This window comes from Vibrio barjaei (assembly GCF_001639065.2).
Classification (GTDB): domain Bacteria; phylum Pseudomonadota; class Gammaproteobacteria; order Enterobacterales; family Vibrionaceae; genus Vibrio; species Vibrio barjaei.
This window is the reverse complement of the sequence record NZ_LQXO02000009.1, coordinates 190649-211594: the sequence shown is the minus strand read 5'-3', so window position 1 is coordinate 211594 and position 20946 is coordinate 190649. Positions and strand designations below refer to the sequence as shown.

The 20946-nt window shown below is 45.1% G+C and carries 20 protein-coding genes; 6 read left to right on the top strand and 14 right to left on the bottom strand.

Features of this window, described 5'->3' with window-relative positions:
• Nucleotides 1–15 precede the first annotated feature (15 nt).
• From deoA to AWH66_RS25875, 5 genes are all read right to left on the bottom strand, one after another.
• The gene (deoA, locus tag AWH66_RS05525; protein WP_063606017.1) at nt 16–1350 is read right to left on the bottom strand and encodes a thymidine phosphorylase; all 1335 of its coding nucleotides are present in this window, start codon (nt 1348–1350) and stop codon (nt 16–18) included.
• Between the two features lie 85 nt (nt 1351–1435).
• Nucleotides 1436–2212 carry a deoxyribose-phosphate aldolase gene (gene deoC, locus AWH66_RS05520; RefSeq protein ID WP_006071980.1) on the bottom strand — a complete coding sequence of 259 codons (777 nt, stop codon included), beginning with the start codon at nt 2210–2212 and terminating at the stop codon, nt 1436–1438.
• 449 nt (nt 2213–2661) lie between these two features.
• Nucleotides 2662–3927, bottom strand: coding sequence for a NupC/NupG family nucleoside CNT transporter (locus tag AWH66_RS05515; protein ID WP_062456865.1), 1266 nt, complete (start codon nt 3925–3927; stop codon nt 2662–2664).
• 205 nt (nt 3928–4132) lie between these two features.
• Nucleotides 4133–4912, bottom strand: coding sequence for a TatD family hydrolase (locus AWH66_RS05510; protein ID WP_063606016.1), 780 nt, complete (start codon nt 4910–4912; stop codon nt 4133–4135).
• Complete coding sequence (locus AWH66_RS25875) at nt 4902–5024, bottom strand: DUF5363 family protein (protein WP_006071986.1); 123 nt, start codon at nt 5022–5024, stop codon at nt 4902–4904. Before AWH66_RS25875 ends, AWH66_RS05510 begins: the two co-directional genes overlap by 11 nt.
• A gap of 318 nt (nt 5025–5342) precedes the next feature.
• Between AWH66_RS25875 and AWH66_RS05505 the strand changes: the two genes are divergently transcribed.
• From AWH66_RS05505 to AWH66_RS05490, 4 genes are all read left to right on the top strand, one after another.
• Nucleotides 5343–6338: a BMP family lipoprotein gene (locus AWH66_RS05505; RefSeq protein ID WP_231896575.1), complete on the top strand. Its 996-nt coding sequence runs from the start codon at nt 5343–5345 to the stop codon at nt 6336–6338.
• Between the two features lie 116 nt (nt 6339–6454).
• A complete protein-coding gene (locus AWH66_RS05500; protein WP_063606015.1) occupies nt 6455–8035 on the top strand; it encodes an ABC transporter ATP-binding protein in 1581 nt (526 codons plus the stop codon).
• Nucleotides 8032–9162: an ABC transporter permease gene (locus AWH66_RS05495; RefSeq protein WP_063606014.1), complete on the top strand. Its 1131-nt coding sequence runs from the start codon at nt 8032–8034 to the stop codon at nt 9160–9162. Before AWH66_RS05500 ends, AWH66_RS05495 begins: the two co-directional genes overlap by 4 nt.
• Nucleotides 9163–9164: 2 nt before the next feature.
• Nucleotides 9165–10130 (top strand): ABC transporter permease, encoded by a 966-nt coding sequence (locus AWH66_RS05490; RefSeq protein ID WP_063606013.1) that lies wholly within the window; start codon nt 9165–9167, stop codon nt 10128–10130.
• A gap of 75 nt (nt 10131–10205) precedes the next feature.
• Here AWH66_RS05490 and prfC read toward each other — a convergent pair whose 3' ends face one another.
• Complete coding sequence (gene prfC, locus AWH66_RS05485) at nt 10206–11795, bottom strand: peptide chain release factor 3 (protein ID WP_006071994.1); 1590 nt, start codon at nt 11793–11795, stop codon at nt 10206–10208.
• Nucleotides 11796–12104: 309 nt separating this feature from the next.
• Between prfC and AWH66_RS05480 the strand changes: the two genes are divergently transcribed.
• Nucleotides 12105–13286 carry an MFS transporter gene (locus AWH66_RS05480; RefSeq protein WP_063606012.1) on the top strand — a complete coding sequence of 394 codons (1182 nt, stop codon included), beginning with the start codon at nt 12105–12107 and terminating at the stop codon, nt 13284–13286.
• A gap of 56 nt (nt 13287–13342) precedes the next feature.
• On the opposite strand, the gene AWH66_RS05475 is transcribed toward AWH66_RS05480, so the two are convergent.
• The gene (locus tag AWH66_RS05475; RefSeq protein WP_063606011.1) at nt 13343–14467 is read right to left on the bottom strand and encodes a BamA/TamA family outer membrane protein; all 1125 of its coding nucleotides are present in this window, start codon (nt 14465–14467) and stop codon (nt 13343–13345) included.
• A gap of 271 nt (nt 14468–14738) precedes the next feature.
• On the opposite strand from AWH66_RS05475, the gene AWH66_RS05470 reads away from it, so the two are divergent.
• Nucleotides 14739–16394: a hypothetical protein gene (locus AWH66_RS05470; RefSeq protein WP_063606010.1), complete on the top strand. Its 1656-nt coding sequence runs from the start codon at nt 14739–14741 to the stop codon at nt 16392–16394.
• Between the two features lie 55 nt (nt 16395–16449).
• Here the strand turns inward: AWH66_RS05470 and AWH66_RS05465 are convergent, their stop codons facing one another.
• The 7 genes from AWH66_RS05465 to ubiT form a co-directional block, all read right to left on the bottom strand.
• Entirely contained in the window at nt 16450–16839 is a 390-nt protein-coding gene (locus AWH66_RS05465; protein ID WP_063606009.1) for a hypothetical protein, read from the bottom strand.
• A gap of 13 nt (nt 16840–16852) precedes the next feature.
• A complete protein-coding gene (locus AWH66_RS05460) occupies nt 16853–17620 on the bottom strand; it encodes an SDR family NAD(P)-dependent oxidoreductase (protein ID WP_063606008.1) in 768 nt (255 codons plus the stop codon).
• Between the two features lie 201 nt (nt 17621–17821).
• Nucleotides 17822–18613: a hypothetical protein gene (locus AWH66_RS05455; protein ID WP_063606007.1), complete on the bottom strand. Its 792-nt coding sequence runs from the start codon at nt 18611–18613 to the stop codon at nt 17822–17824.
• Between the two features lie 171 nt (nt 18614–18784).
• Nucleotides 18785–19243, bottom strand: coding sequence for a ribosomal protein S18-alanine N-acetyltransferase (gene rimI, locus AWH66_RS05450; protein ID WP_063606006.1), 459 nt, complete (start codon nt 19241–19243; stop codon nt 18785–18787).
• The gene (locus AWH66_RS05445) at nt 19236–19667 is read right to left on the bottom strand and encodes a DNA polymerase III subunit psi (protein ID WP_063606005.1); all 432 of its coding nucleotides are present in this window, start codon (nt 19665–19667) and stop codon (nt 19236–19238) included. Before AWH66_RS05445 ends, rimI begins: the two co-directional genes overlap by 8 nt.
• Nucleotides 19668–19813: 146 nt before the next feature.
• On the bottom strand, nt 19814–20329 hold the full coding sequence (locus tag AWH66_RS05440; protein WP_063606004.1) for a GNAT family N-acetyltransferase: 516 nt from the start codon (nt 20327–20329) through the stop codon (nt 19814–19816).
• Complete coding sequence (gene ubiT, locus AWH66_RS05435; RefSeq protein ID WP_063606003.1) at nt 20313–20840, bottom strand: ubiquinone anaerobic biosynthesis accessory factor UbiT; 528 nt, start codon at nt 20838–20840, stop codon at nt 20313–20315. The genes AWH66_RS05440 and ubiT overlap by 17 nt, the downstream gene beginning before the upstream one ends.
• Nucleotides 20841–20946 lie beyond the last annotated feature (106 nt).

Sequence of the window (20946 nt, the reverse complement as noted above, 5' to 3'; positions counted from 1 at the left end):
AATTTCTCCTCACGCTTATGCGAGATCTTCCGCTCGAATCTGGCGGTACACACAAGGCGTTTCTACGTAAGCTTGCTCACCGATTGTCATTGCGGCTTTCAATGCATTTGCTGCTTCTTGCCATTGCGCTTCATTACGCGCATGGATAACAGCTAGTGGTTTGTCTGCGCTTGCTTTCTCACCCAATCGAATAAATTGGTCAAAGCCTACTGCGTAGTCGATGGTATCTGTTGCCACGCGGCGACCACCACCCATGCCAACTACAGCCATACCGATCGCTCGAGTATCCATCGCTGAAACAATACCTTCATTGTCAGCGTATACTGGCTTGATAATTTCCGCTTTCTCTAGGTAATTATCGTAGTTTTCAACGAAGTCTGCTGGGCCGCCTAAACCTTTGACCATTTTGCCAAAGCACTCAGCCGCTTTACCGTTATCAAGTACTTCATTCAGCTTAGCTTCTGCTTGCTTAGTGTTCTCAGCTAACTTCGCTAGCACCAACATTTCGCTACAAAGTGCCATCGTCACTTCATACAAACGTGGGTTGCGGTATTCACCCGTCAAGAATTGTACTGCCTCACGAACCTCAACTGCATTACCTGCAGAAGAAGCAAGCACTTGATTCATATCGGTAAGGATAGCCGTAGTCTTAGTGCCAGCACCGTTAGCTACGGCAACGATAGAGTTGGCTAACTCTTCTGATGCTTCATAAGTTGGCATGAAAGCACCAGAACCGACTTTTACATCCATCACTAGTGATTCAAGACCTGCCGCCAGTTTCTTCGATAAGATAGACGCAGTAATCAGAGAAATATTGTCAACCGTTGCAGTGATATCACGAGTCGCATAAACACGCTTATCAGCCGGCGCAAGATCGCCAGTTTGACCGATAATCGCTACACCAGCGTCTTTAGTCACTTCACCAAACACGTCATTGGTTGGCGTAATGTCATAGCCAGGAATAGATTCTAGTTTGTCCAGCGTGCCACCCGTATGACCCAGACCACGACCAGAAATCATCGGTACAAAGCCACCACATGCAGCAATCATAGGACCAAGCATCAGTGATGTTACATCACCAACGCCACCTGTTGAGTGTTTATCAACAATCGGACCACCGAAGTTCATGTGGCCCCAATCGATAACCATGCCAGAATCACGCATTGCACATGTAAGAGCAATACGCTCTGGCATAGTCATTTCATTAAAAAAGATGGTCATTGCAAAGGCAGCAATCTGACCTTCAGATACGGTGTCCTTGGCAACACCTTGGATGAAGAAATTAATTTCTTCAGCAGTTAGCTCTTGGCCATCACGTTTTTTACGAATAATTTCTTGTGGTAAATACATTAGTACCTCCCCAGTCTAAGCTTGGGTTATAGGGATAGAGGGAATAGTGGTGGCTGGAAATCAGCCACCAACAAAAAGGCTCAGATTAATATGCAGATGGATCTGCAGTTTCGTCTGTTACTTCTAATGTATTCAGGAGATTAGTTAGAAGGCTAGAGGCACCAAAACGGTAGTGCATGTTGTCTGCCCAATCTGCACCTAGAATGTCATCAGCCATTGCTAGATAAGCAGCAGCATCCTCCGCAGTACGAACGCCACCAGCAGGCTTAAAGCCAACTTTCTCAGCAACACCCATATCGCGAATCACTTCTAACATCATGCGCGCGTACTCAGGAGTAGCGTTAACTGGCACTTTACCTGTTGATGTTTTGATAAAGTCCGCGCCTGCTTTAATACAGATTTCTGAAGCTTTCTTGATAAGCGCTTCTTCTTTAAGCTCACCAGTTTCGATGATCACTTTTAGAAGGATATCACCACACGCTTCTTTACATTGCTTAACAAGTTCGAAGCCTACTTCTTCGTTGCCAGCCATCAGTGCGCGGTATGGGAATACAACGTCCACTTCGTCTGCACCGTATGCAACAGCTGCTTTAGTCTCAGCTACTGCAATTTCAATGTCATCGTTACCGTGAGGGAAGTTAGTCACAGTCGCGATACGTACTTCTGGTGTACCTTGTTCGCGTAGCGTTTTCTTTGCAATAGGAATAAAGCGAGGATAAATACAGATCGCCGCCGTGTTACCCACAGGCGATTTTGCGTCATGACATAGCGCGATCACTTTTTCATTAGTGTCGTCATCATTTAGCGTGGTTAGATCCATAAGTTTTAGTGCACGTAGAGCTGCTGCTTTTAAATCGCTCATTTCTATCTCCGGTCAATATATTCAATTAATTACCTGACAAACTCGTCAGCAATAAATGAACGGACTTGGTTCCTTGAAGACTCGGCTCAGCTATTAGGTTAAAGCTGAAGACCAATTGCTATCCTTGTCACCGCACAGTACCTGCTCGTTAAAATCACCTGATTCCTATCTTGGTGAGAACTGGCTCTGGCTACATAAAGCTTCGCGAAAACACGAAAGAATTACTTAGTAGCCTATACAGTATAGGACTCTCGTTCAAAACGGTAGAGCTGATTAAAACGCAAACGGTTTGCTTCTCAAAAAACTTCCATTCAGTCGTTGAATCGCTTATCCAGTAACGATTCATTAGGAATTATCTGGCTCCTAAAACCAAAAAAGCCCCGCAGCAATTTCTTGCTACGGGGCGATTTAATACGGCGTCTATATACTAATAACCTTTACGCGAGCAATTACATGCCAGCTAGGCTTAGACAGAAACCAGCAATCGTTGCTGCCATCAAGTTAGATAGCGTACCTGCGATTACTGCTTTCACACCCATGCGTGCGATATCACCACGACGCTTAGGCGCAAGGCTACCCAGACCACCTAGAAGGATTGCGATAGAAGAAAGGTTCGCAAAACCACATAGAGCGAATGAGATGATTGCCTTAGTTTTCTCAGAAAGAACAACTGGTGCTGCGTCACCTAGGTATGGTGCGAAGTTCGCGTATGCTACGAATTCGTTCGCAACAGTCTTCATACCGATGAACTCACCAGCGATTGTCGCTTCAGACCATGGCACACCTAGTAGGAATGCTAGTGGTGAGAAGATCCAACCTAGAATCATTTCTAGACGTAGTTCTGGCATACCGATCCAGCCACCGATGCCGCCAAGCATACCGTTAACTAGGGCGATAAGGCCGATGAATGCGATTAGCATTGCACCTACGTTAAGAGCTAGTTGAAGACCTGCTGATGCACCGCCCGCAGCTGCGTCGATAACGTTGGCTGGCTTATCTTCACCTTCCGCTTCCATACTGTGAAGCTGGTCAATTGGCTCATCAGTTTCTGGCTTGATGATCTTAGCAAACAGAAGACCACCAGGTGCTGCCATGAATGATGCTGCTACTAGGTACTCGATTGGCACGCCCATTGACGCGTAACCCGCAAGTACACCACCAGCGATAGAAGCTAGACCACCACACATTACAGCGAATAGCTCAGATTGAGTCATCTTAGGCACGAAAGGACGTACAACAAGTGGAGCCTCAGTTTGACCTACGAAGATGTTTGCCGCAGCAGACATAGATTCCGCACGAGATGTGCCTAGTGCTTTTTGCAGACCGCCACCAAGAATCTTGATAACCCACTGCATCACACCTAGGTAGTAAAGTACCGAGATAAGCGCAGAGAAGAAGATCAGTGTCGGTAGTACACGGAATGCGAAGATGAAACCGCCGCCGCCGAATACTTCGAACATCTTGTCAGAAACAAGACCACCGAATAGGAATGACGTACCGTCGTTACCGTAGTTAATTACGCTAGATACAGCGTCAGAGAAACTACGTAGGATCTCTTGACCCCAAGGTACATAAAGAACAAACGCACCAAGTGCAAATTGGATAGCAAAAGCGCCAGCCACAGTTCTGATATTAATAGCTTTGCGGTTATCCGATAGAAGTACTGCGATAAGAATCAGTACAACCATACCAACCAGGCTCATAAACAGGCTCATAGTTTATGACTTCCTTATATTTAATAATTTGGCGTGTAACAAAATTTGAAGCTCAAAAGCGGGGGCGATTATACAAACCCACAGAAAAGAAAGTAGTACCCCCCTCACACTTTCGTCTTGAACACATAAAAGATACACGCCATTTTGCGATCCTGATCACAATTAACCTCTGCAAACGTTTTCGAATTCACAATTAACAGTACATTTAGTCACAAAAATTAAACGTAAATTTGCTATTTTTCAGTAGCTGTGACGTAACCGTTTGCTCATTTTCACTTCTCAGCATGTTTAACGATGATAGAACCAAGTTTACCATTTTGGGCTCGTTAGGCTGACCTTGATATCCATAAAGAGGCATATCAGGCGCATCCGTCTCTAATAACAAACTTTCTAGCGGAAGATTAGTGATAGTAGAGCGTGTTTTTTGCGCTCTTTCATAAGTAATGACGCCACCGACACCTATTTTTAAACCGAGATTGACGTAATCCATCGCTTGCTGGTAGCTGCCACTGAATCCATGAATAACACCACTATATAGAGGAGGATTCTGTTTCAATAAGGCAATAAGATCTTGGTGTGCTTTCCTGCAATGAAGAATAATGGGTAGTTGGTACTGGTTGGCAATGCGAATTTGCTCAATAAGAAGTGATTTTTGTAAAAGCTCGTTTTCTCTACCTTGATAGAAGTCGAGACCACACTCCCCTATTGCGACAAGCTTACGGTTGTTCTTCAACTCAGCAACACGCTGTTCTAAGCGAATGATAGACTCATTATCCACTTCCTTAAGAAACAAGGGATGAAACCCTAACGCGAAATACACCATTGCATGCTCACTGGCTAACTTATTTATGGTCAGCCAATTTTGCTCATTAATACCAGGTACAACGATAGCGGCAACTTGAGCCTTTGCTGCCTCTAATAGCACTTGGTTTATGTCTTTTTTCTTTGCCAATAGATCGAGGTGGCAATGGCTATCAATCACCATCTTTTGGCTCTTTTCGGTAGGGTACGCAACTACGTTTATTCTCTGGTGTGAGCCCTAATGAGGCACACCAGTCATCGTATTTTTTAAGCCACTTTTTGAGCAATTCAACCATGGTAAATTTACCTAAATAAATGTAATCGATTGCAATCGATATTATCTCAAATCCTTATGTTACAAAGGATAGCGCAATAGTTAGAGTTTTATCACTAAGTTGTGACTTACCCCTCAATGCTGTGATAGAAGCGGTTTTTTTTCATATACGCAAACGATAAAATGTTGCCTATTGTTTGTAAACCACACAAATTGTCTCTATCGTCATTTCTGTGTCGTTTACATGCGACCATTTTCTAGGCACCTAAAAACTGGAATGAGCCTAGCCTATCGAATCGTCAATGATGCCCCATCATTCGACACTACAAGGGAATTGATCGTGAAAAAAACTATTCTAAAAATGTCTGCGCTCGCAGTAGCAGTAGCTTCATTTGGTGCATTCGCAGCGAAACCAGCAGTGGTATACGATACAGCCGGTAAATTTGACAAATCATTCAACGAAGCTGTTTTCCAAAACGGTGTAAAAGTATTTAATGCGGACAAAGGCATTAAAGTTCGTGAATTTGAACCTCAAAACGAAGCACAACGTGAGCAAGGCCTTCGTCGTCTAGCAAGCCGTGGCTTCACTCCAATTGTTGCTGTTGGCTTCAACATGGCATCAGCTGTAGAAAAAGTTGCCACTGAATTCCCTGATATTCAATTCACGATCATCGATATGGTCGTTGATAAACCGAACGTTCAATCTATCGTCTTTAAAGAACACGAAGGTTCTTTCCTTGTTGGTGCATTGGCAGCAAAGGCTTCTCAAACTGGCAAAGTAGGTTTTGTTGGTGGTATGGATATCCCATTGATTCGTAAGTTCGAATGTGGCTACCGTCAAGGTGCACAATACGCGAACCCAGAAATCGAAACATTCCAAAACATGACAGGTTCTACTCCTGCAGCCTTTGCTGACCCAGCGAAAGGTTCAGAGCTTGCTAAATCTCAATTCTCTAAAGGCGTTGACGTAATCTATGCAGCAGCTGGCGGTACTGGCATGGGTGTTTACCAAGCAGCTAAAGATGCTGGTAAGTACGCAATCGGTGTTGACTCAAACCAAAACCACCTTCAGCCAGGCACTATGCTGACATCTATGGTTAAGAAAGTCGGTGTTGCTGCATACAACACTTGGGACGACGCTGAAAACGGTACTTGGGAAGCTGGCATCAAAGTACTTGGCCTAAAAGAAGGCGCAGTTGAGTGGGCTTACGACGAGTACAACAAAGACCTAATCACACCTGAAATGAAGTCATACCTAGATACGCTTCAAGCGGACATCATCGCTGGTAAGATCGAAGTTCACGACTACATGTCTGATAACACGTGTAACTTCTAAGCGTCCTAGCTCAGAATGAAAGACTCAGCTTATTTTTGTTTATTATCAATAAGCTAAGTAAACATAACAACGCCGCTGCCTAAAAACAGCGGCGTATAATTATAAGGCAGTATCTAGTGACAAATGGACAATCTATTGCCATCGAACTTAACCAGATAGATAAACGCTTTGGAGCCGTTCACGCTAACCGAGCTATCGATCTTAGAGTTCCTCAGGGCACGATTCACGGCATCATTGGTGAAAATGGTGCTGGCAAGTCCACTCTTATGAGTATTATTTACGGATTTTATCATGCTGATGCTGGTGAAATGACGGTGAACGGCGCTCCTTACAAGCCCGCGAACTCTCAGGAAGCAATCAAAGCAGGTATTGGCATGGTCCACCAACACTTTATGTTAGTGGAAACATTTACCGTATTAGAGAACATTGTTCTCGGTGCCGAAGATGGATGGCAGCTAAATGAAAGTTTAGGTAAAGCGCGCAAAAAGCTGAAAGCGTTAGCACAGGATTACGGGCTCGAAGTTCCCCTTGATGCTGTTGTAGGCGAGCTGCCTGTTGGTCTTCAGCAACGTGTCGAAATCTTAAAAGCGCTGTATCGTGGCGCAAAAATCCTGATTCTTGATGAACCAACCGGTGTACTCACACCCCAAGAAGCCGATCACCTTTTCCGTATCTTAGATAAACTTCGTGCTCAAGGCACTACCATCATGATCATTACGCACAAGCTGCGTGAAGTCCTGGCGATTACTGACAATATTTCGGTAATGCGCCAAGGTACAATGGTCGAACACGTGGTGACGGCACAAACGAACAAAGAGCAGCTGGCAGAACTCATGGTGGGACGCAAGGTTCGCCTAAAAGTGGATAAATCTGAAGCGAATCCGAAAAAAGAGCTTATCAAAGTCGATAAGTTACAGTTCTTTGATGACGCAGGTGTTGAACGCGTCAAAAGTATCAGCTTTGGCGTCAGACAGGGTGAAGTCGTTGGTATCGCTGGTGTTTCTGGTAATGGTCAATCAGAAATACTTGGTCTGCTGTCTGGGATTATTAAGCCTTATTCCGGCAGCATAGAGATTAATGGCAGCCACATCGACAAACACCGCCCTCTCGACCCTCAACAAGTACGTGCCATTGGTGTTGGTCATATTCCTGAAGACCGTCATAAGCAGGGTCTTATCAACAAGTTCGAAGCTCAAGAAGCGTATATCCTAGGCTACCACCACTTACCACAGTACAACAAAGGCTTACTGCAAGATAAGCAAGCCATTAAAGAGTGTTGTCAGAAGAGCATGGATAAGTGGGATGTTCGTCCTAACGACACCACATTAAAAACCGCAAACTTTTCCGGTGGTAACCAACAGAAGCTAGTCATCGCGCGCGAAATGGAACAGAACCCAGATGTACTTTTGGTCGGTCAACCAACTCGTGGGGTAGATATCGGTGCTATCGAATACATCCACCAGCAAATCATTGCTGCACGTGACGAAGACAAAGCGGTCTTGCTGGTCTCGGTTGAGCTGGATGAAATCCTAAGCCTATCTGATCGCATTTTGGTGGTCTTTGATGGCTCTATCGTCGGTGAAGTCTCCATTGAAGATGCCGATGAGAAAACGCTGGGATTAATGATGGCCAATATTATGCCAGAGCATCTTAAAGCATCCAAGGAACACGCAGAGCCACAAGGAGAAAGCGCATGAGCCAAGCAAAAGTACCCGCTTGGGTAACCGTGGCACTGCTGCCAGCTATCAACGTATTAGTTGCATTCTTGGTATCGGCGCTGCTGTTTATTTATATTGATATTAACCCAATTGACGCGGCAAAAGTCATGTGGACGGGAGCCTTTGGCTATGCAGAAGGCTTTGGATACACCATGTACTACGCGACAGGCTTTATCTTTACCGGCCTTGCTGTGGCCGTTGCCTTCCATGCGGGATTATTCAACATCGGGGGTGAAGGACAAGCATATATCGGCGGCTTGGGCGTTGGCTTGGTCTGTTTGACTCTCGGCGAATACGCACCTTGGTATATTGTCTTCCCGGTTGCCATTATTGCTGGCGGTCTATTTGGTGCTGCGTGGGCGTTCATTCCCGCTTACCTTCAAGCAAAACGCGGTTCTCATATCGTAATCACGACCATCATGTTCAACTTCATCGCATCTTCTTTAATGGCGTATCTACTGGTCGATATCTTGAAGCCTGAAAACACGATGGCAACAGAAAGCCGTGTGTTCGCCGTGTCAAGCTGGCTACCAAAGATGCATGAAATGCTCGCGGTGGTCGGTATTGAAATGGCACCGAGCCCAATGAACTTGAGCTTCATTTTTGCGCTTTTGTGTTGTGTGTTTGTCTGGCTATTTATGTGGCACTCACGTTGGGGGTACGAAATCCGTTCTGTCGGTTCAAACCCCTCAGCAGCAAGCTATGCCGGCATCAAGTACGTAAAAATCATCGTTCTCACCATGCTTATCTCAGGCATGCTAGCGGGCTTCTTTGGTTTGAACGTGCTGCAAGGTGAACTACATCAAATCAAACTCAACTTCGTTGAAGGCTTTGGTTTTACTGGTATTGCGGTTGCCCTCATGGGACGTAACCATCCTGTTGGTGTTCTCTTAGCCAGTTTGCTATTTGGTTTCTTATATCAAGGTGGGGCCGAGCTTAGTTTCGAATATGGCGTTGACCGAAATATCGTCGTGGTGTTGCAAGGTCTAGTGATTCTATTCTCAGGTGCGTTAGAGCACATGTTCCGTCCTTCACTAGAACGCACTTACCTCAAGCTTTTTGGTAGCAAAAACAACGAGCAACAAGCAGAGAAAGGAGTCGCTTGATTATGTTTGAAACGATTATTCTCATGCTTGATGCCACCTTACGTGTGGCTACGCCACTGATTCTTGCCTCGTTGGCAGGTATGTTCTGCGAACGTTCAGGGATTGTTAACATCGCACTAGAAGGCAAACTACTGGCCGCAGCTTTTGCTGGTGCAGCAACCGCACATGTCACAGGTTCAGCGTGGCTCGGCCTATTTGCTGGCATTGGTGTCTCGGTACTATTAGCGTTACTTCACGGTTTTGCTTGTATCACTCATAGAGGGGATCAAGTAGTCAGTGGTATGGCAATTAATATTCTCGCCGCAGGCTTAACCATTACGTTAGGTCGCCACTGGTTCCAACAAGGTGGTCAAACGCCTGCGCTGTCTGGTGACGCTCGTTTTGCTCCGATAACCTTCCCCGGCGCTGATGCTGTTGCGGATGTACCTATTCTTGGCGACATCTATTCCGAGCTAATTAGTGGTCACTCCATCTTAGTTTACCTTGTTGTGTTCATTGTTCCTGCTTGTTGGTATTTGCTATTTAAAACTCGCTTTGGTTTACGCCTACGTGCCGTTGGTGAATCCCCATCAGCAGTGGATACTGCGGGTATTTCAGTGGTTCGTATGCGTTACGCCGCAGTAGCAATCTGTGGGGTATTGGTGGGCATTGGTGGCGTCTACTTGTCGGTAGCGCAAACGGCTCAGTTCATTCCAAACATGAGTGCAGGTAAAGGTTATATGGCATTGGCAGCGCTTATTTTTGGTAAGTGGCGTCCGTTTACCGCGATGGGTGCATGTTTACTATTCGGCTTCTTAGATGCCCTGGCAATCCGTATGCAAGGGGTGACCATTGGTGACTTCCCTATTCCGGTGCAAGCAATTGAAGCCATACCGTATGTGCTAACCGTATTCCTACTGGCAGGATTTATTGGTAAAGCGGTAGCACCAAAAGCCATCGGCGTGCCTTACACTAAAGAACGCGAATAACCGGATGCGATATGCAGACCGAAAAAAACCGCTCAAATGAGCGGTTTTTTATTATCTTGTATTAGCAACTATAGATTAGTGCTCACGTGTTGCACGGAATTTAATATCCGGGAAACGCTCTTGCGCTAGGTTCAAGTTAACCATAGTTGGTGCTACGTAGCTCAAGTTGTCACCACCATCAAGCGCAAGGTTTTGTTGGTTCTTACGTTTGAAGTCTTCAAGCTTCTTGTCATCATCACACTCAACCCAACGAGCGGTTGCAACGTTAACACTTTCATAAATCGCTTCAACGTTGTACTCAGATTTTAGACGAGCAACAACCACGTCAAACTGAAGCACACCAACCGCACCAACAATAAGGTCGTTGTTTTGTAGCGGACGGAATACCTGAACAGCACCCTCTTCAGAAAGCTGAACCAAACCTTTCAATAGCTGTTTCTGCTTCAATGGATCTTTTAGACGAATACGACGGAATAGCTCCGGTGCAAAGTTTGGAATGCCAGAGAACTTCAGCGCTTCACCTTGAGTAAAGGTGTCACCAATTTGAATGGTGCCGTGGTTATGAAGACCAATGATATCACCGGCATACGCTTTTTCGGCGCGAGAACGGTCACCCGCCATAAACGTAACCGCGTCTGAAATGCTGACTGTTTTACCGGTGCGTACGTGGTTCATCTTCATACCTTGAGAATAGGTACCGGAGACAATACGCATAAAGGCGATACGGTCGCGGTGCTTTGGATCCATGTTTGCCTGAATCTTAAAGACGAAGCCAGAAAACTTCTCTTCTGTCGCTTCAACATCACGCTCATTCGCTTGACGCGTTTGTGGTGCTGGTGCCCACTTAGTCAGGCCGTCTAGCATGTGGTCAACACCAAAGTTACCAAGTGCGGTACCAAAGTATACTGGAGTTAGCTCACCTTTAAGGAAAGAATCAAGATCAAACTCAGGACATGCGCCCATCACTAGCTCTAACTCTTCACGAACACTTTCTGCTAAATCAGCACCTACCGCGTCGTCAAGGTCTGGGTTATCTAACCCTTTGATGATACGAACTTCTTGGATTTCATGACCATGGCCAGATTCGTACAGAATCGTTTCGTCACGGTGAATGTGATAAACACCCTTAAACTCTTTACCACAACCAATTGGCCAAGAGATAGGTGCACACATCATACCCAGTTCGCTTTCTACTTCGTCCAGCACTTCCATTGGATCACGTACATCACGGTCCAATTTGTTCATGAAGGTCACGATAGGCGTGTCACGCAGACGAGTTACTTCCATCAATTTACGGGTACGGTCTTCGACACCTTTTGCCGCATCGATTACCATCAAACATGAGTCAACGGCGGTAAGCGTACGATAGGTATCTTCCGAGAAGTCTTCGTGTCCAGGAGTATCAAGCAGGTTAACCAAACAGTCATTGTAAGGGAACTGCATCACGGACGTTGTTACCGAGATACCACGCTCTTTTTCCATTTCCATCCAGTCTGACTTGGCGTGCTGCGCACTGCCACGACCTTTGACAGTTCCTGCTTTTTGGATAGCGTTTCCGAATAACAGTACTTTTTCAGTAATGGTGGTTTTACCCGCATCCGGGTGAGAGATGATCGCAAAAGTTCTACGCTTAGAAACTTGTTGCTGAAATTGTGGATTTGACATGAATCTCGATCTTCTTGGTTTGTAGAATAGCCGCTCGAACACCTATTAGATCTACAGGTGTTTAAGCTATTCGAAGGCGTCGAAAAAATAATGGGCGCTATTTTCACCGATCTAGCTAGGTTTCTCAATCAATAGTTTTCTCTGTACCTAGGTTTCTAGTAAGTAACATACCTATTCCAACAAAGTAATTACGGGTTATACACTTCGGCAAGTCGCTACCTCTTTTTACACTATGAGTGAATTAAAGTGGCGATAGCTAAGTTCTGCAACCCAGTGTTTACCTATCACTTCTCTATAGGTAAATCATTTATGAAAATATTTCGTCCTTGGTATCTGGCACAAATGTCTATCGGTGTCGTGCAATGGGTAGGTATCGCCTTGATGTTGACACCACTCATTATAGAGCGCACCGGAAGTGGCGCGCTTATGGGCGTTGTCATGTCTGTTATTGGGCTATTTGGAATCTGTGCACCGTTAATTGGCTGGATATGCGATCGATACGCCATTCATCGCCAAATGCAAAAGGTAGCGCTATTTGCCCACCTACTTTCGCTAGCTTTGCTCTATTTTGCCACCAATCAAGCCTACTTATATGTACTAGTCGGTTTGTCTATCGGTATCGGCACGGTAACTCAACTGGTTCTTAACCCAACCTTCGTTCTTAACGCACTACCAAAAGAAGCGCACAGTCGCGGATTGAGTCGACTATTTCAATTGCAGTTTTTCGGTATCGTCGTTGCTGGTTTGCTGGTCGGTATCGTGAGCCTATTAGGCTGGAGTAGTGAACAGCAATTGATACTCCTGATGGGATTGGTCATGGTTTCTCTCCTTGCGGTGTTTGTGTCACCACCGCCTAAGATTGAGATGACTACAGAGACAGATAACAGCGAGTTACCTTCAGCGAATGACACACCAACATCAACACCACGAACTCTCGCTTTTGTGTTGTTCCTCACGACAGTATTCATTTCGATGTTTACCTCGAGCAACCTAATGGAAACAGGGCCATTAATCATCAAGGAGGTGTTCAACGTCGACTTGGGACACTCCGCCTTTGGATTATCAGCCTCTGCGGTGTTAACTATGGTCTTGCTTGAACCCGCAGGTCGTTTCGCAGAAAAGTATGGTGCCTACGCTGTATGGATAGCCGCCCTACTTTGCTATGCCATTACCGCTCTCGGCTTGTGGCTGGCTGTAGGCTCGACCATCCCAAGTTTCATTCCAATCTTGCTGATCATGCTGATGATGCAGGCAATTTCATGGTTTGATATGGCCATTCCATCGATCGCTGATAGCCTGAGCCCAAGCTCGCCTGCTTTAACTCAAGGCTTGTTATTATTCTCAATGGCGGGCGGATTTGGCGTAGGTACGTTTATTGCGGGTCAACTGATCGAAAATGAAGGGTTTGTTGCTGTTGTCAATTACTGCGCGGGAAGCATTGTTGTCGCTATAGCCATTGCGATTACCACTCTAATATCAAAAGCAAAATAACCACTAACAATAGAGCCAGCGTATAGCTGGCTCTAATCACTCTGAATACTCTATTACTACAGCTGCCAAGCATGACCTACGGTGATATAGTACGCCCACTCTTCAGGACCTTTTGCAACATCGACACCAGCGCGCATGTTTAACTGTCTCGCCACCAAATAGCGAAAACCACCGCCAACTACATTTTGATATTTGGCATCTGAAAAACTATCGCCGTCATCAAACGCTTTGCCAGTGCCGGTAAAACCAATTAGCGACCAACGAGGGGTAAGGTCATATCGAGCCTCCACTTCAACCAACGCCATTTCATCGCCTTGATAGCGCATTGCTGGAATACCACGCATGCTAATAAATGGACGAGCATAGTATGGTGCGTCGTTGGAAACGGTTTGATAATCGCCACGCAGCCCCAGAACAAAATCACTGGTTAACGGTGCAAAATAGTTGGTTTGAAAACGTCCTTTTTGGTAGTCCACATCGCCACCAAAAGCCGAATTGTGAAAATCGACGCTCAGCTTGGCTTTCAGACCGTCATTAGGTGTAAAAATAGTATCTCGGCTGTCATAAGTGACTTTTAATTCAACCCCCGCGTCATTCATGTCGTAATCGATAGGCGGTATACCCGGAATAATATTGCCAATATCAAAAGTACTTTGGGAAGATAGGAGGGAATATTTGGCACCGACAAACCAATCGCTGCCCGCAATGCGATAATCAATGTCCTGCATGAAGTACAAGCCGTCAATATTGAAATCGAAAGGAATATCACCTTCGTAATATTTTAGGTTGAATGAGCCGTAGAACAGACCACCTTGATAACGCCACGTATCTTCCAGCCATGAGCCGAAGTGAAACGCCCCGGTTAACCACGAGCCATTTTCTGTCGCAGCAGCGGCAACCGCCGTCACACTCGGCGGTAATCCCACGACTTCATCGGGATTCTCTTCACGTAGTTGTTTACGTTTTTCTGATTCGTGGAAAAACAGCAACGCTGCACCACCACCAGCCCCAACAGCGGGATCGGTAATAATTATGGGCACAGGCATAAAGCCAACCGCATTATCAAGTACCCATTTACTAGCATCGAACATGCCATCTTTAGGATCGAGGAACTGTTCCATCGCAGAGACAGAAGACGCCGCTGCCATACCACCCAACAACCATACTGGTAGCTTCTTCATATTTCTTCCTTGAACGCTATGCAAACCGATCCATCAAAGCAATGAAAAGCTTGCTAGTTATATGTTTTAACAATTATCCAACTAAATATACATCATTTCAAAAACTTGCTACTACACTAAGGCAATTTGACAAGATCTATCAATAAATCTCGGACTTACCCTACACTTCAATGCTTTCTAGCTAAGGTCTCAGCCATTTAGTGCTAACCTTAAATAACACAGGTAAGCAGTCGCAAATAGTGAACTCATTACTATTTTTAGCTGTCTTAAAATGGCAAAATACCCAGATCCTACGATAAGAGAGTTAACTACGGTGTCAGAACAAGCTCCATTAGATATTCGAATAGAAGAGAACCAAACCCGAGTCAAAGATCAGCTTAACCGCATTCTTTCGAGTAAAGCATTTGATCAAAGCCCGAAGATGAAAGAGTTACTGTCTTTTGTTGTTGAGCAGACTCTCATTGGTAACGGTGATCGTCTAAAACAGTTTACGATCGCAACTGAAGTGTTTGATCGTGATGCCGATTTTGACCACCAAGCTGATCCTATCGTTCGAATTCAAGCAGGGCGAGTTCGCCGAACTCTAGAAACCTACTACCTTACCGAAGGCGTTAATGACCCCATTGTCCTGTCAATTCCAAAAGGGCGTTATAGCCCATTGTTTACCCCGCAAGCGCCTCAAGCTGCAAGACAAACCGCATCCTTAGCTCAGTTTGCTCGTGAAACTCAGAAATCCTTAAGCCCTACTTTGACGGTATTACCGTTTCTTTCACTGTCAGATGATCCTGAGAAACGTTTTTTTGCTGAAGGTTTCGGCGAAGAGTTAGCCACTGAGCTTGCTCGCTTTGATATGCTCAAAGTCGTCTCAATGCATGCTCTCGGTGAAACGAGCATTGATCCTCGAACCTCTGCCGATGTCAAAGGTTTAGGTGAAAAGCTAGGTGTGTCGTTTATTACCTCCGGCACCATGCAGGCACTAGGTAATAAGGTGAGAATCTATGCCAAACTGTATCGCACTGACTCCGGTGAGCAAGTTTGGGCTGAGAAGTACACCTGTGATTTAGCAACCGACGATCTGTTCTCTGTTCAAGATGACATCATTGCGGAAGTCGTGGCTGAACTGGCTTCCAGCTTTGGCATTATTCACAGAGAAATCTATCAAAGCTGTAACCAGAAAAAGATTGAGCATCTCTCTACCTATGAAGCGACACTGCGTTATCGTCACTACTTAATGACACTCTCGGAAGATACCCACCAGCAGGCCACTCAAGCCTTGTTGAGCGCTGTACAAAATGAACCTGATGTTGCGTTGCTGCATGCTATGTTAGCTGTACTTTACTTTGATGCTGACATGTTAGGAATGAATAAGGTCGACAGTGCAGTAGAAACAGCCCTTAACTATGCCAAACGAGCAGTTGAGCTAGAGCCGACTAACCAAGAGTCTCAAATAGCGATGTTAATGGCGCACCAAGTTGCTGGAGACGTCAGTAGCGTCATCGAGACTGTCGATAAAGTGATTGCGATTAACCCTAATGCCGCCTATCAAATTGGCTTATCCGGCTGGGCATTATGCATGGCAGGGGAATTTGACCGAGGATTGCAACTTATCCAAGACTCAAAAGCTCTGAACCCATTTAGACCGCCATGGTTCTCTGTGGCCTCTATTATTCACAAAATCATGCTTGATGATTTTGATGGTGCCGATAAAGCCATTAGCAAGCTGTCATTACGCCGTGTATTTTGGATTCCGATGCTAAAAGCGATCATTCAAGTATATAAAGGTGAGTTCAAACAGGCTCAAGCCAGCTATAAAGAAATGCTGCAAATGCAGCCAGATTTTGAGAACAATGAAGAGCACTATCTCAGCGCTTATATTGCAAGCCCAGAGATAAAAACAAAGCTTCTCGATGCTTTAGGCAGGCTTTAACCTCATAATTATTCATTAAAAAAGAGAGCAGTTTGCTCTCTTTTTTGTCTAGATTCTAATCGTAATAATCATCATACATTTCCTCTTCGATAATCTCTTCTTCCACGATTTCTTCGGCAATGTATTCTTCTTCGATATATTCCTCAGCAATATACTCTTCAGCGATGATCTCATCTTCTACAATAGCGTCAGTTGCCATCTCACAAGCACCCTCATAATAAGCGCCATCGATAGCACCACCGACTGCCCCTGCGCCACCACCAATAACTGCACCGGTTTTTGCGCCTTCGCCACCGTCAACAATACCACCAACGATGGCTCCAGTTATTGCTCCATCCACGGCACCCACAATGGTCCCTTCTGCTGTTTGGTCACAGTAGTACGCGAAGCTATTAAAGCTGGTTGATAATAGTAGTGCTAAAGTGATTTGAATGTATTTTTTCATTGTTTGCTCTCAATTACTGCGCAAGTTGGTTGTAGGCTTCAATGCTCATACCTGCACTAAAACCACCGTCTACACCGATGGATTGGCCATTAACAAAGCTGCTGTCTTCAGAGGCCAAGAAGTGTACAACGGCCGCCACTTCTTCAGGCTGAGCAATTCTTCCCATAGGAATCGAACGCCTTTCCATTCTCAATTGAGGTTCTCCACCTTTGGCATAAGCACGAGGGGTATCGACCGAAGTGGGACAAACAGCATTGACACGAATCTGTTTACTACCTAGTTCCAAAGCCGCTGTTTGAGTGATGCCAAGCACAGCCCACTTTGAACTGGCCAACGCGCCTAGGTAAGGCACACCTTGAGTCCCTGACACCGAAGCAATATTGATGATACTGCTGCCTTTGGGCATATAGGGCACCGCATGCTTCATTGACAATGCCGTCCCTAGTGCATTGACGGAGAAATTGGCTTCATACTCATCTTTTTTAGATTCCACTATGGTGCTGTAACCATTGGTTGAGCCTGCGCAATTCACTAACACATCAATTTTGCCAAATTGCTCGAAGGTGATAGCCATCAGTTCACTTAGTGACAACTCATCCGTCACATCTGCATGGATATAGAGGGCTTCTAGTGACTGTAACTCTTTGTCCAGCGCATTGACTCCAGCGATGACCAATTTGGCGCCTGCGGAGCTAAAACGCTGAGCAATCGCCTCTCCGATACCGGAAGTCCCGCCAATAATGACTACAACTCGGTCTGTTAGCTGAAATGGCACTTTCATTATTAGTCTCTCTTTTATTGTTCACACTGGATTAAACGAGCTGAGTAACATGGATACAAAGTCAAAATGCACTCTATCTCGACCGATAACCGCTGTTGAGTTATTAACTGGAATCGATCCAGTAACACAAAGGAAAAGTAAGAACCTATTAGAGAGGATGAATTAAGGCTTCCGTGCCTTAGACTGAATAAAGCAATGAGGCTAGAAGAACCAAGTCGCACCGATACGAACTTCTCGGTTACCGTCTAAGTGTTTCATACGGGATTCACCCGCCGCTTTAAAGAAGTGTTCAGAATAGGTCACGTTACCCCAGATGCTGCCGTCATTGGTGAGCGGAATGCCACCTTCAAAATTCAATTCAAGAGATTGTTCGTTCTTACCGATAGCATTGTTGTAGTTGGCGTACTGTGGGTTCACTGTAATGTAGGACCCTTTTTCGGTTAGATAGAAAGAGTTAAACCAATTCGCTTGCCAGCCATTTTCTGAGCGACCATTGTCGTACTCATTCTTCATTACCGCCAAATTTGGATAAGAGACCCAGTTTTCAAATGGCGTGATCACTTTAGCCACGGCACCAATAGCAGCAGTTTGCTCTGTGCCTGAGTTTTTAGCTACCCAGTTAGAGCCATAGCTGATGTAATCCAGTGAGAAACCAATTTCTGGGAGCACCTCTAAGCCCGTTGCGTGCACTTGAAAGTAACGAGCTCGAATACGCGACAAACCAAAGTCTTTAGATTTGCCTTGCTGCGCATCCAGATTAGTTTGAAAGTCTGTTTCGAACTGGCCTAAATAACCAATATCTTCGCTGTATGAGCCTGCCATGTTTAGCTGTAGGCGAGTCATACCATCTTTACCTTTGGCTCCAGAATCAACTTTAAGATAAGTTTGAGGGCGGGTTACATCGGCAGGATCATTCACTTGTGCCTCATCTGCCATTACTTGAGCGCTAGCAACACTCAGTAAGGCCGTAGAAAGTGCAGAGAAGTGTTTCATTTTCTATTCCTATTGTTATCAATAACTAATAGGAAGTATGAGGAAAACGTTTTTTTATCGAAGTAACTACGGGTAATGTAACCTATTTACAAAACGATTAGATTACCGCACTTCACTGAGGGCAGAGCGGATAGGTTACTACCTTCAGTGATTCAGAAATAGACCGCAAAATTAACTCGAGAATAAAAAATAATAACTCATGATGACCGCGTCTTCTCGACCTTGGTCTGATGGGTAATAATCACGGCGTCTGTCAACTTCATTAAACCCTTCATCAAGATACAAAGAAACCGCGGCTTGGTTACTTTCTCGAACCTCTAACCAAGCACTTTCTGCTTCACGAGATTCGCACTGCTCTAAAAAGTGATTCAGCAATGCCCTACCGTAGCCTTTACCTTGCTCTCTCGGTGAAACGGCAATATTTAGCAACGAAACTTCACCTACAATGTTCTGTGCATAAAAGTAGCCAACAACGCGTTCATCGGCCATAAGCACATAATTGAAAGCTCCTCGTCCATTCAAGTCGGTGATCATGGAGGCTTTCCAAGGATGGGAGTGCGCCATATTTTCTATGGATAAAATGGCATCTAAATGCTCAGTATCCATGATTGCAAAGGTAAGATTAGCCATAGCTGCGGATTTGATTCCAAAGTGCACGTCTTTCCATGTCATTACCATCAATGTTAGGCAGTTGCGGAGAAACGAGTTTTTTCGGGGACGTGGTGAATTGATACTGTTGCGTTAATTGAGCAAAACGCTCGTTTGCCTGTTCTTCTCCAGCAAACCATATCCATTCTGGTATATGTTGACCATCAATACTAAGTAGTTGTTCTGGAGCAATATGTAACGTCTCACTAAGATCCAACTTCATCGCTTTAAGGATCTTCTGATAGAACAGTACACTGTCGCCTTGCGGTTTTACTGATGACACAAACAAGAGTCGACAGTCAGGCCGAAGTGACAACGAAGGGCTACTGCGCACAGGAATGCGCTCTGGGTGAGTTAGCTCCCATGTTTGAACGCCCATTAACTGTAGTTTTATGCTGTCTTGCATGATTGATTTGCGCCAAGTAGTTCGCCGTCATAATGACGCGCAGTTTAGCAGAGCTCTATTTGATTACCAAGATATCAGCGTCCGGATAAAGCAAAGCCTAGCGGTGATAATACAGCGCTAGGCTTGGTATTTCATTTTGAACGCTATTACAAACCGTTAAACTCAGGACAGTAATCCACCAACCCTTTACGGCCAGCAAGCTGTTCAGCCACCGAGTTTTCCGTCAATGAACGAACTTGGAATGCGCCTTCTGGCACTTCCCACTGACAATGAAGATCATAGTCAGCTGCAGCAGAAAACTGGAATCGTCCGTAATAGCTTGGGTCTCCAAGCACCACACAAGCGGGATAACCGAACTCAGGTAAAGTGGTGAATGCTTCTTCAACGAGTGCAGATGCCACTCCTTTACCCTGATGCTCTTTGGCAACCGCTAACGGTGCTAAACCTTGCCATGACAAGTCGTCGCCATCGATAGTGACAGGTGTAAACAACAGATGCCCAATGATTTCACCTTCATCAGAACACGCAACTAAAGATAACGTTAGGCGGCCATTCTCTCGCAATGCCATCACTAAATTGGCTTCTGCATCCGTATCAAATACCGATTTGAGTAAACGATCAATGGTAAGTATATCGGCCGGCGCTTCAGTTCGAATAAGCATTCGCTACCTCGTTAGGATTTGTTGCAGGCTGCATGCCTTTCTGAACAAAATCCGCTAAATGAGTCAATGCAGAAAGCATTGGTTTCGGTAATGCGTCAAGATCAACGCTATCCATCAAGTTCTTCACTTCTAGGCCTAACTCGGTATCACCTTCAATACTCAAGCGGCGTTGGAAGAATAAAGTATCTGGGTCTTCTTTACGACCCGCAATCAATACTAAATCATTTAAATTACCGCTAAAACTGACGTCTTCCTGCTCGATAGTTTCAGAAACGACCAGCTGTTCATCGCTGTAAGAAATATACCAACTGAGGTTTAGATCACGAATATGAACTTTTAGCCATTTTTCTTCGAGAAATTCAAAGTCACCGTCCTCAAGTGCTTCTTTAAAAACGGTTTTTAGCCCTTCAAGCAAAGCTCTATTCTGGATTTTAGTTGGCAGAAAGTGGACTGGAGATCGCAAAATTTGTGCTGCGTTTTTAACTAGTTGACTTCGAATCTTGTCTAACACGCGGTTTTTCCGTTAATTTGTAGTTCAGAAGGCTAATAATACGGTATTAGTACAAAAAAAATCCTGTTGTGCATCAAAAATTTTTTGCTTTCGCCTTTGCCCTTTT

Bases quoted from the DNA above. Each gene is read 5' to 3' on its own strand.
- deoA (WP_063606017.1), bottom strand. From the start codon at position 1,350: ATGTATTTACCACAAGAAATTATTCGTAAAAAACGTGATGGCCAAGAG.
- deoC (WP_006071980.1), bottom strand. From the start codon at position 2,212: ATGAGCGATTTAAAAGCAGCAGCTCTACGTGCACTAAAACTTATGGAT.
- AWH66_RS05515 (WP_062456865.1), bottom strand. From the start codon at position 3,927: ATGAGCCTGTTTATGAGCCTGGTTGGTATGGTTGTACTGATTCTTATC.
- AWH66_RS05510 (WP_063606016.1), bottom strand. From the start codon at position 4,912: ATGGTGATTGATAGCCATTGCCACCTCGATCTATTGGCAAAGAAAAAA.
- AWH66_RS25875 (WP_006071986.1), bottom strand. From the start codon at position 5,024: ATGGTTGAATTGCTCAAAAAGTGGCTTAAAAAATACGATGACTGGTGT.
- AWH66_RS05495 (WP_063606014.1), top strand. From the start codon at position 8,032: ATGAGCCAAGCAAAAGTACCCGCTTGGGTAACCGTGGCACTGCTGCCA.
- AWH66_RS05490 (WP_063606013.1), top strand. From the start codon at position 9,165: ATGTTTGAAACGATTATTCTCATGCTTGATGCCACCTTACGTGTGGCT.
- prfC (WP_006071994.1), bottom strand. From the start codon at position 11,795: ATGTCAAATCCACAATTTCAGCAACAAGTTTCTAAGCGTAGAACTTTT.
- AWH66_RS05480 (WP_063606012.1), top strand. From the start codon at position 12,105: ATGAAAATATTTCGTCCTTGGTATCTGGCACAAATGTCTATCGGTGTC.
- AWH66_RS05475 (WP_063606011.1), bottom strand. From the start codon at position 14,467: ATGAAGAAGCTACCAGTATGGTTGTTGGGTGGTATGGCAGCGGCGTCT.
- AWH66_RS05470 (WP_063606010.1), top strand. From the start codon at position 14,739: ATGGCAAAATACCCAGATCCTACGATAAGAGAGTTAACTACGGTGTCA.
- AWH66_RS05465 (WP_063606009.1), bottom strand. From the start codon at position 16,839: ATGAAAAAATACATTCAAATCACTTTAGCACTACTATTATCAACCAGC.
- AWH66_RS05460 (WP_063606008.1), bottom strand. From the start codon at position 17,620: ATGAAAGTGCCATTTCAGCTAACAGACCGAGTTGTAGTCATTATTGGC.
- AWH66_RS05455 (WP_063606007.1), bottom strand. From the start codon at position 18,613: ATGAAACACTTCTCTGCACTTTCTACGGCCTTACTGAGTGTTGCTAGC.
- rimI (WP_063606006.1), bottom strand. From the start codon at position 19,243: ATGGCTAATCTTACCTTTGCAATCATGGATACTGAGCATTTAGATGCC.
- AWH66_RS05445 (WP_063606005.1), bottom strand. From the start codon at position 19,667: ATGCAAGACAGCATAAAACTACAGTTAATGGGCGTTCAAACATGGGAG.
- AWH66_RS05440 (WP_063606004.1), bottom strand. From the start codon at position 20,329: ATGCTTATTCGAACTGAAGCGCCGGCCGATATACTTACCATTGATCGT.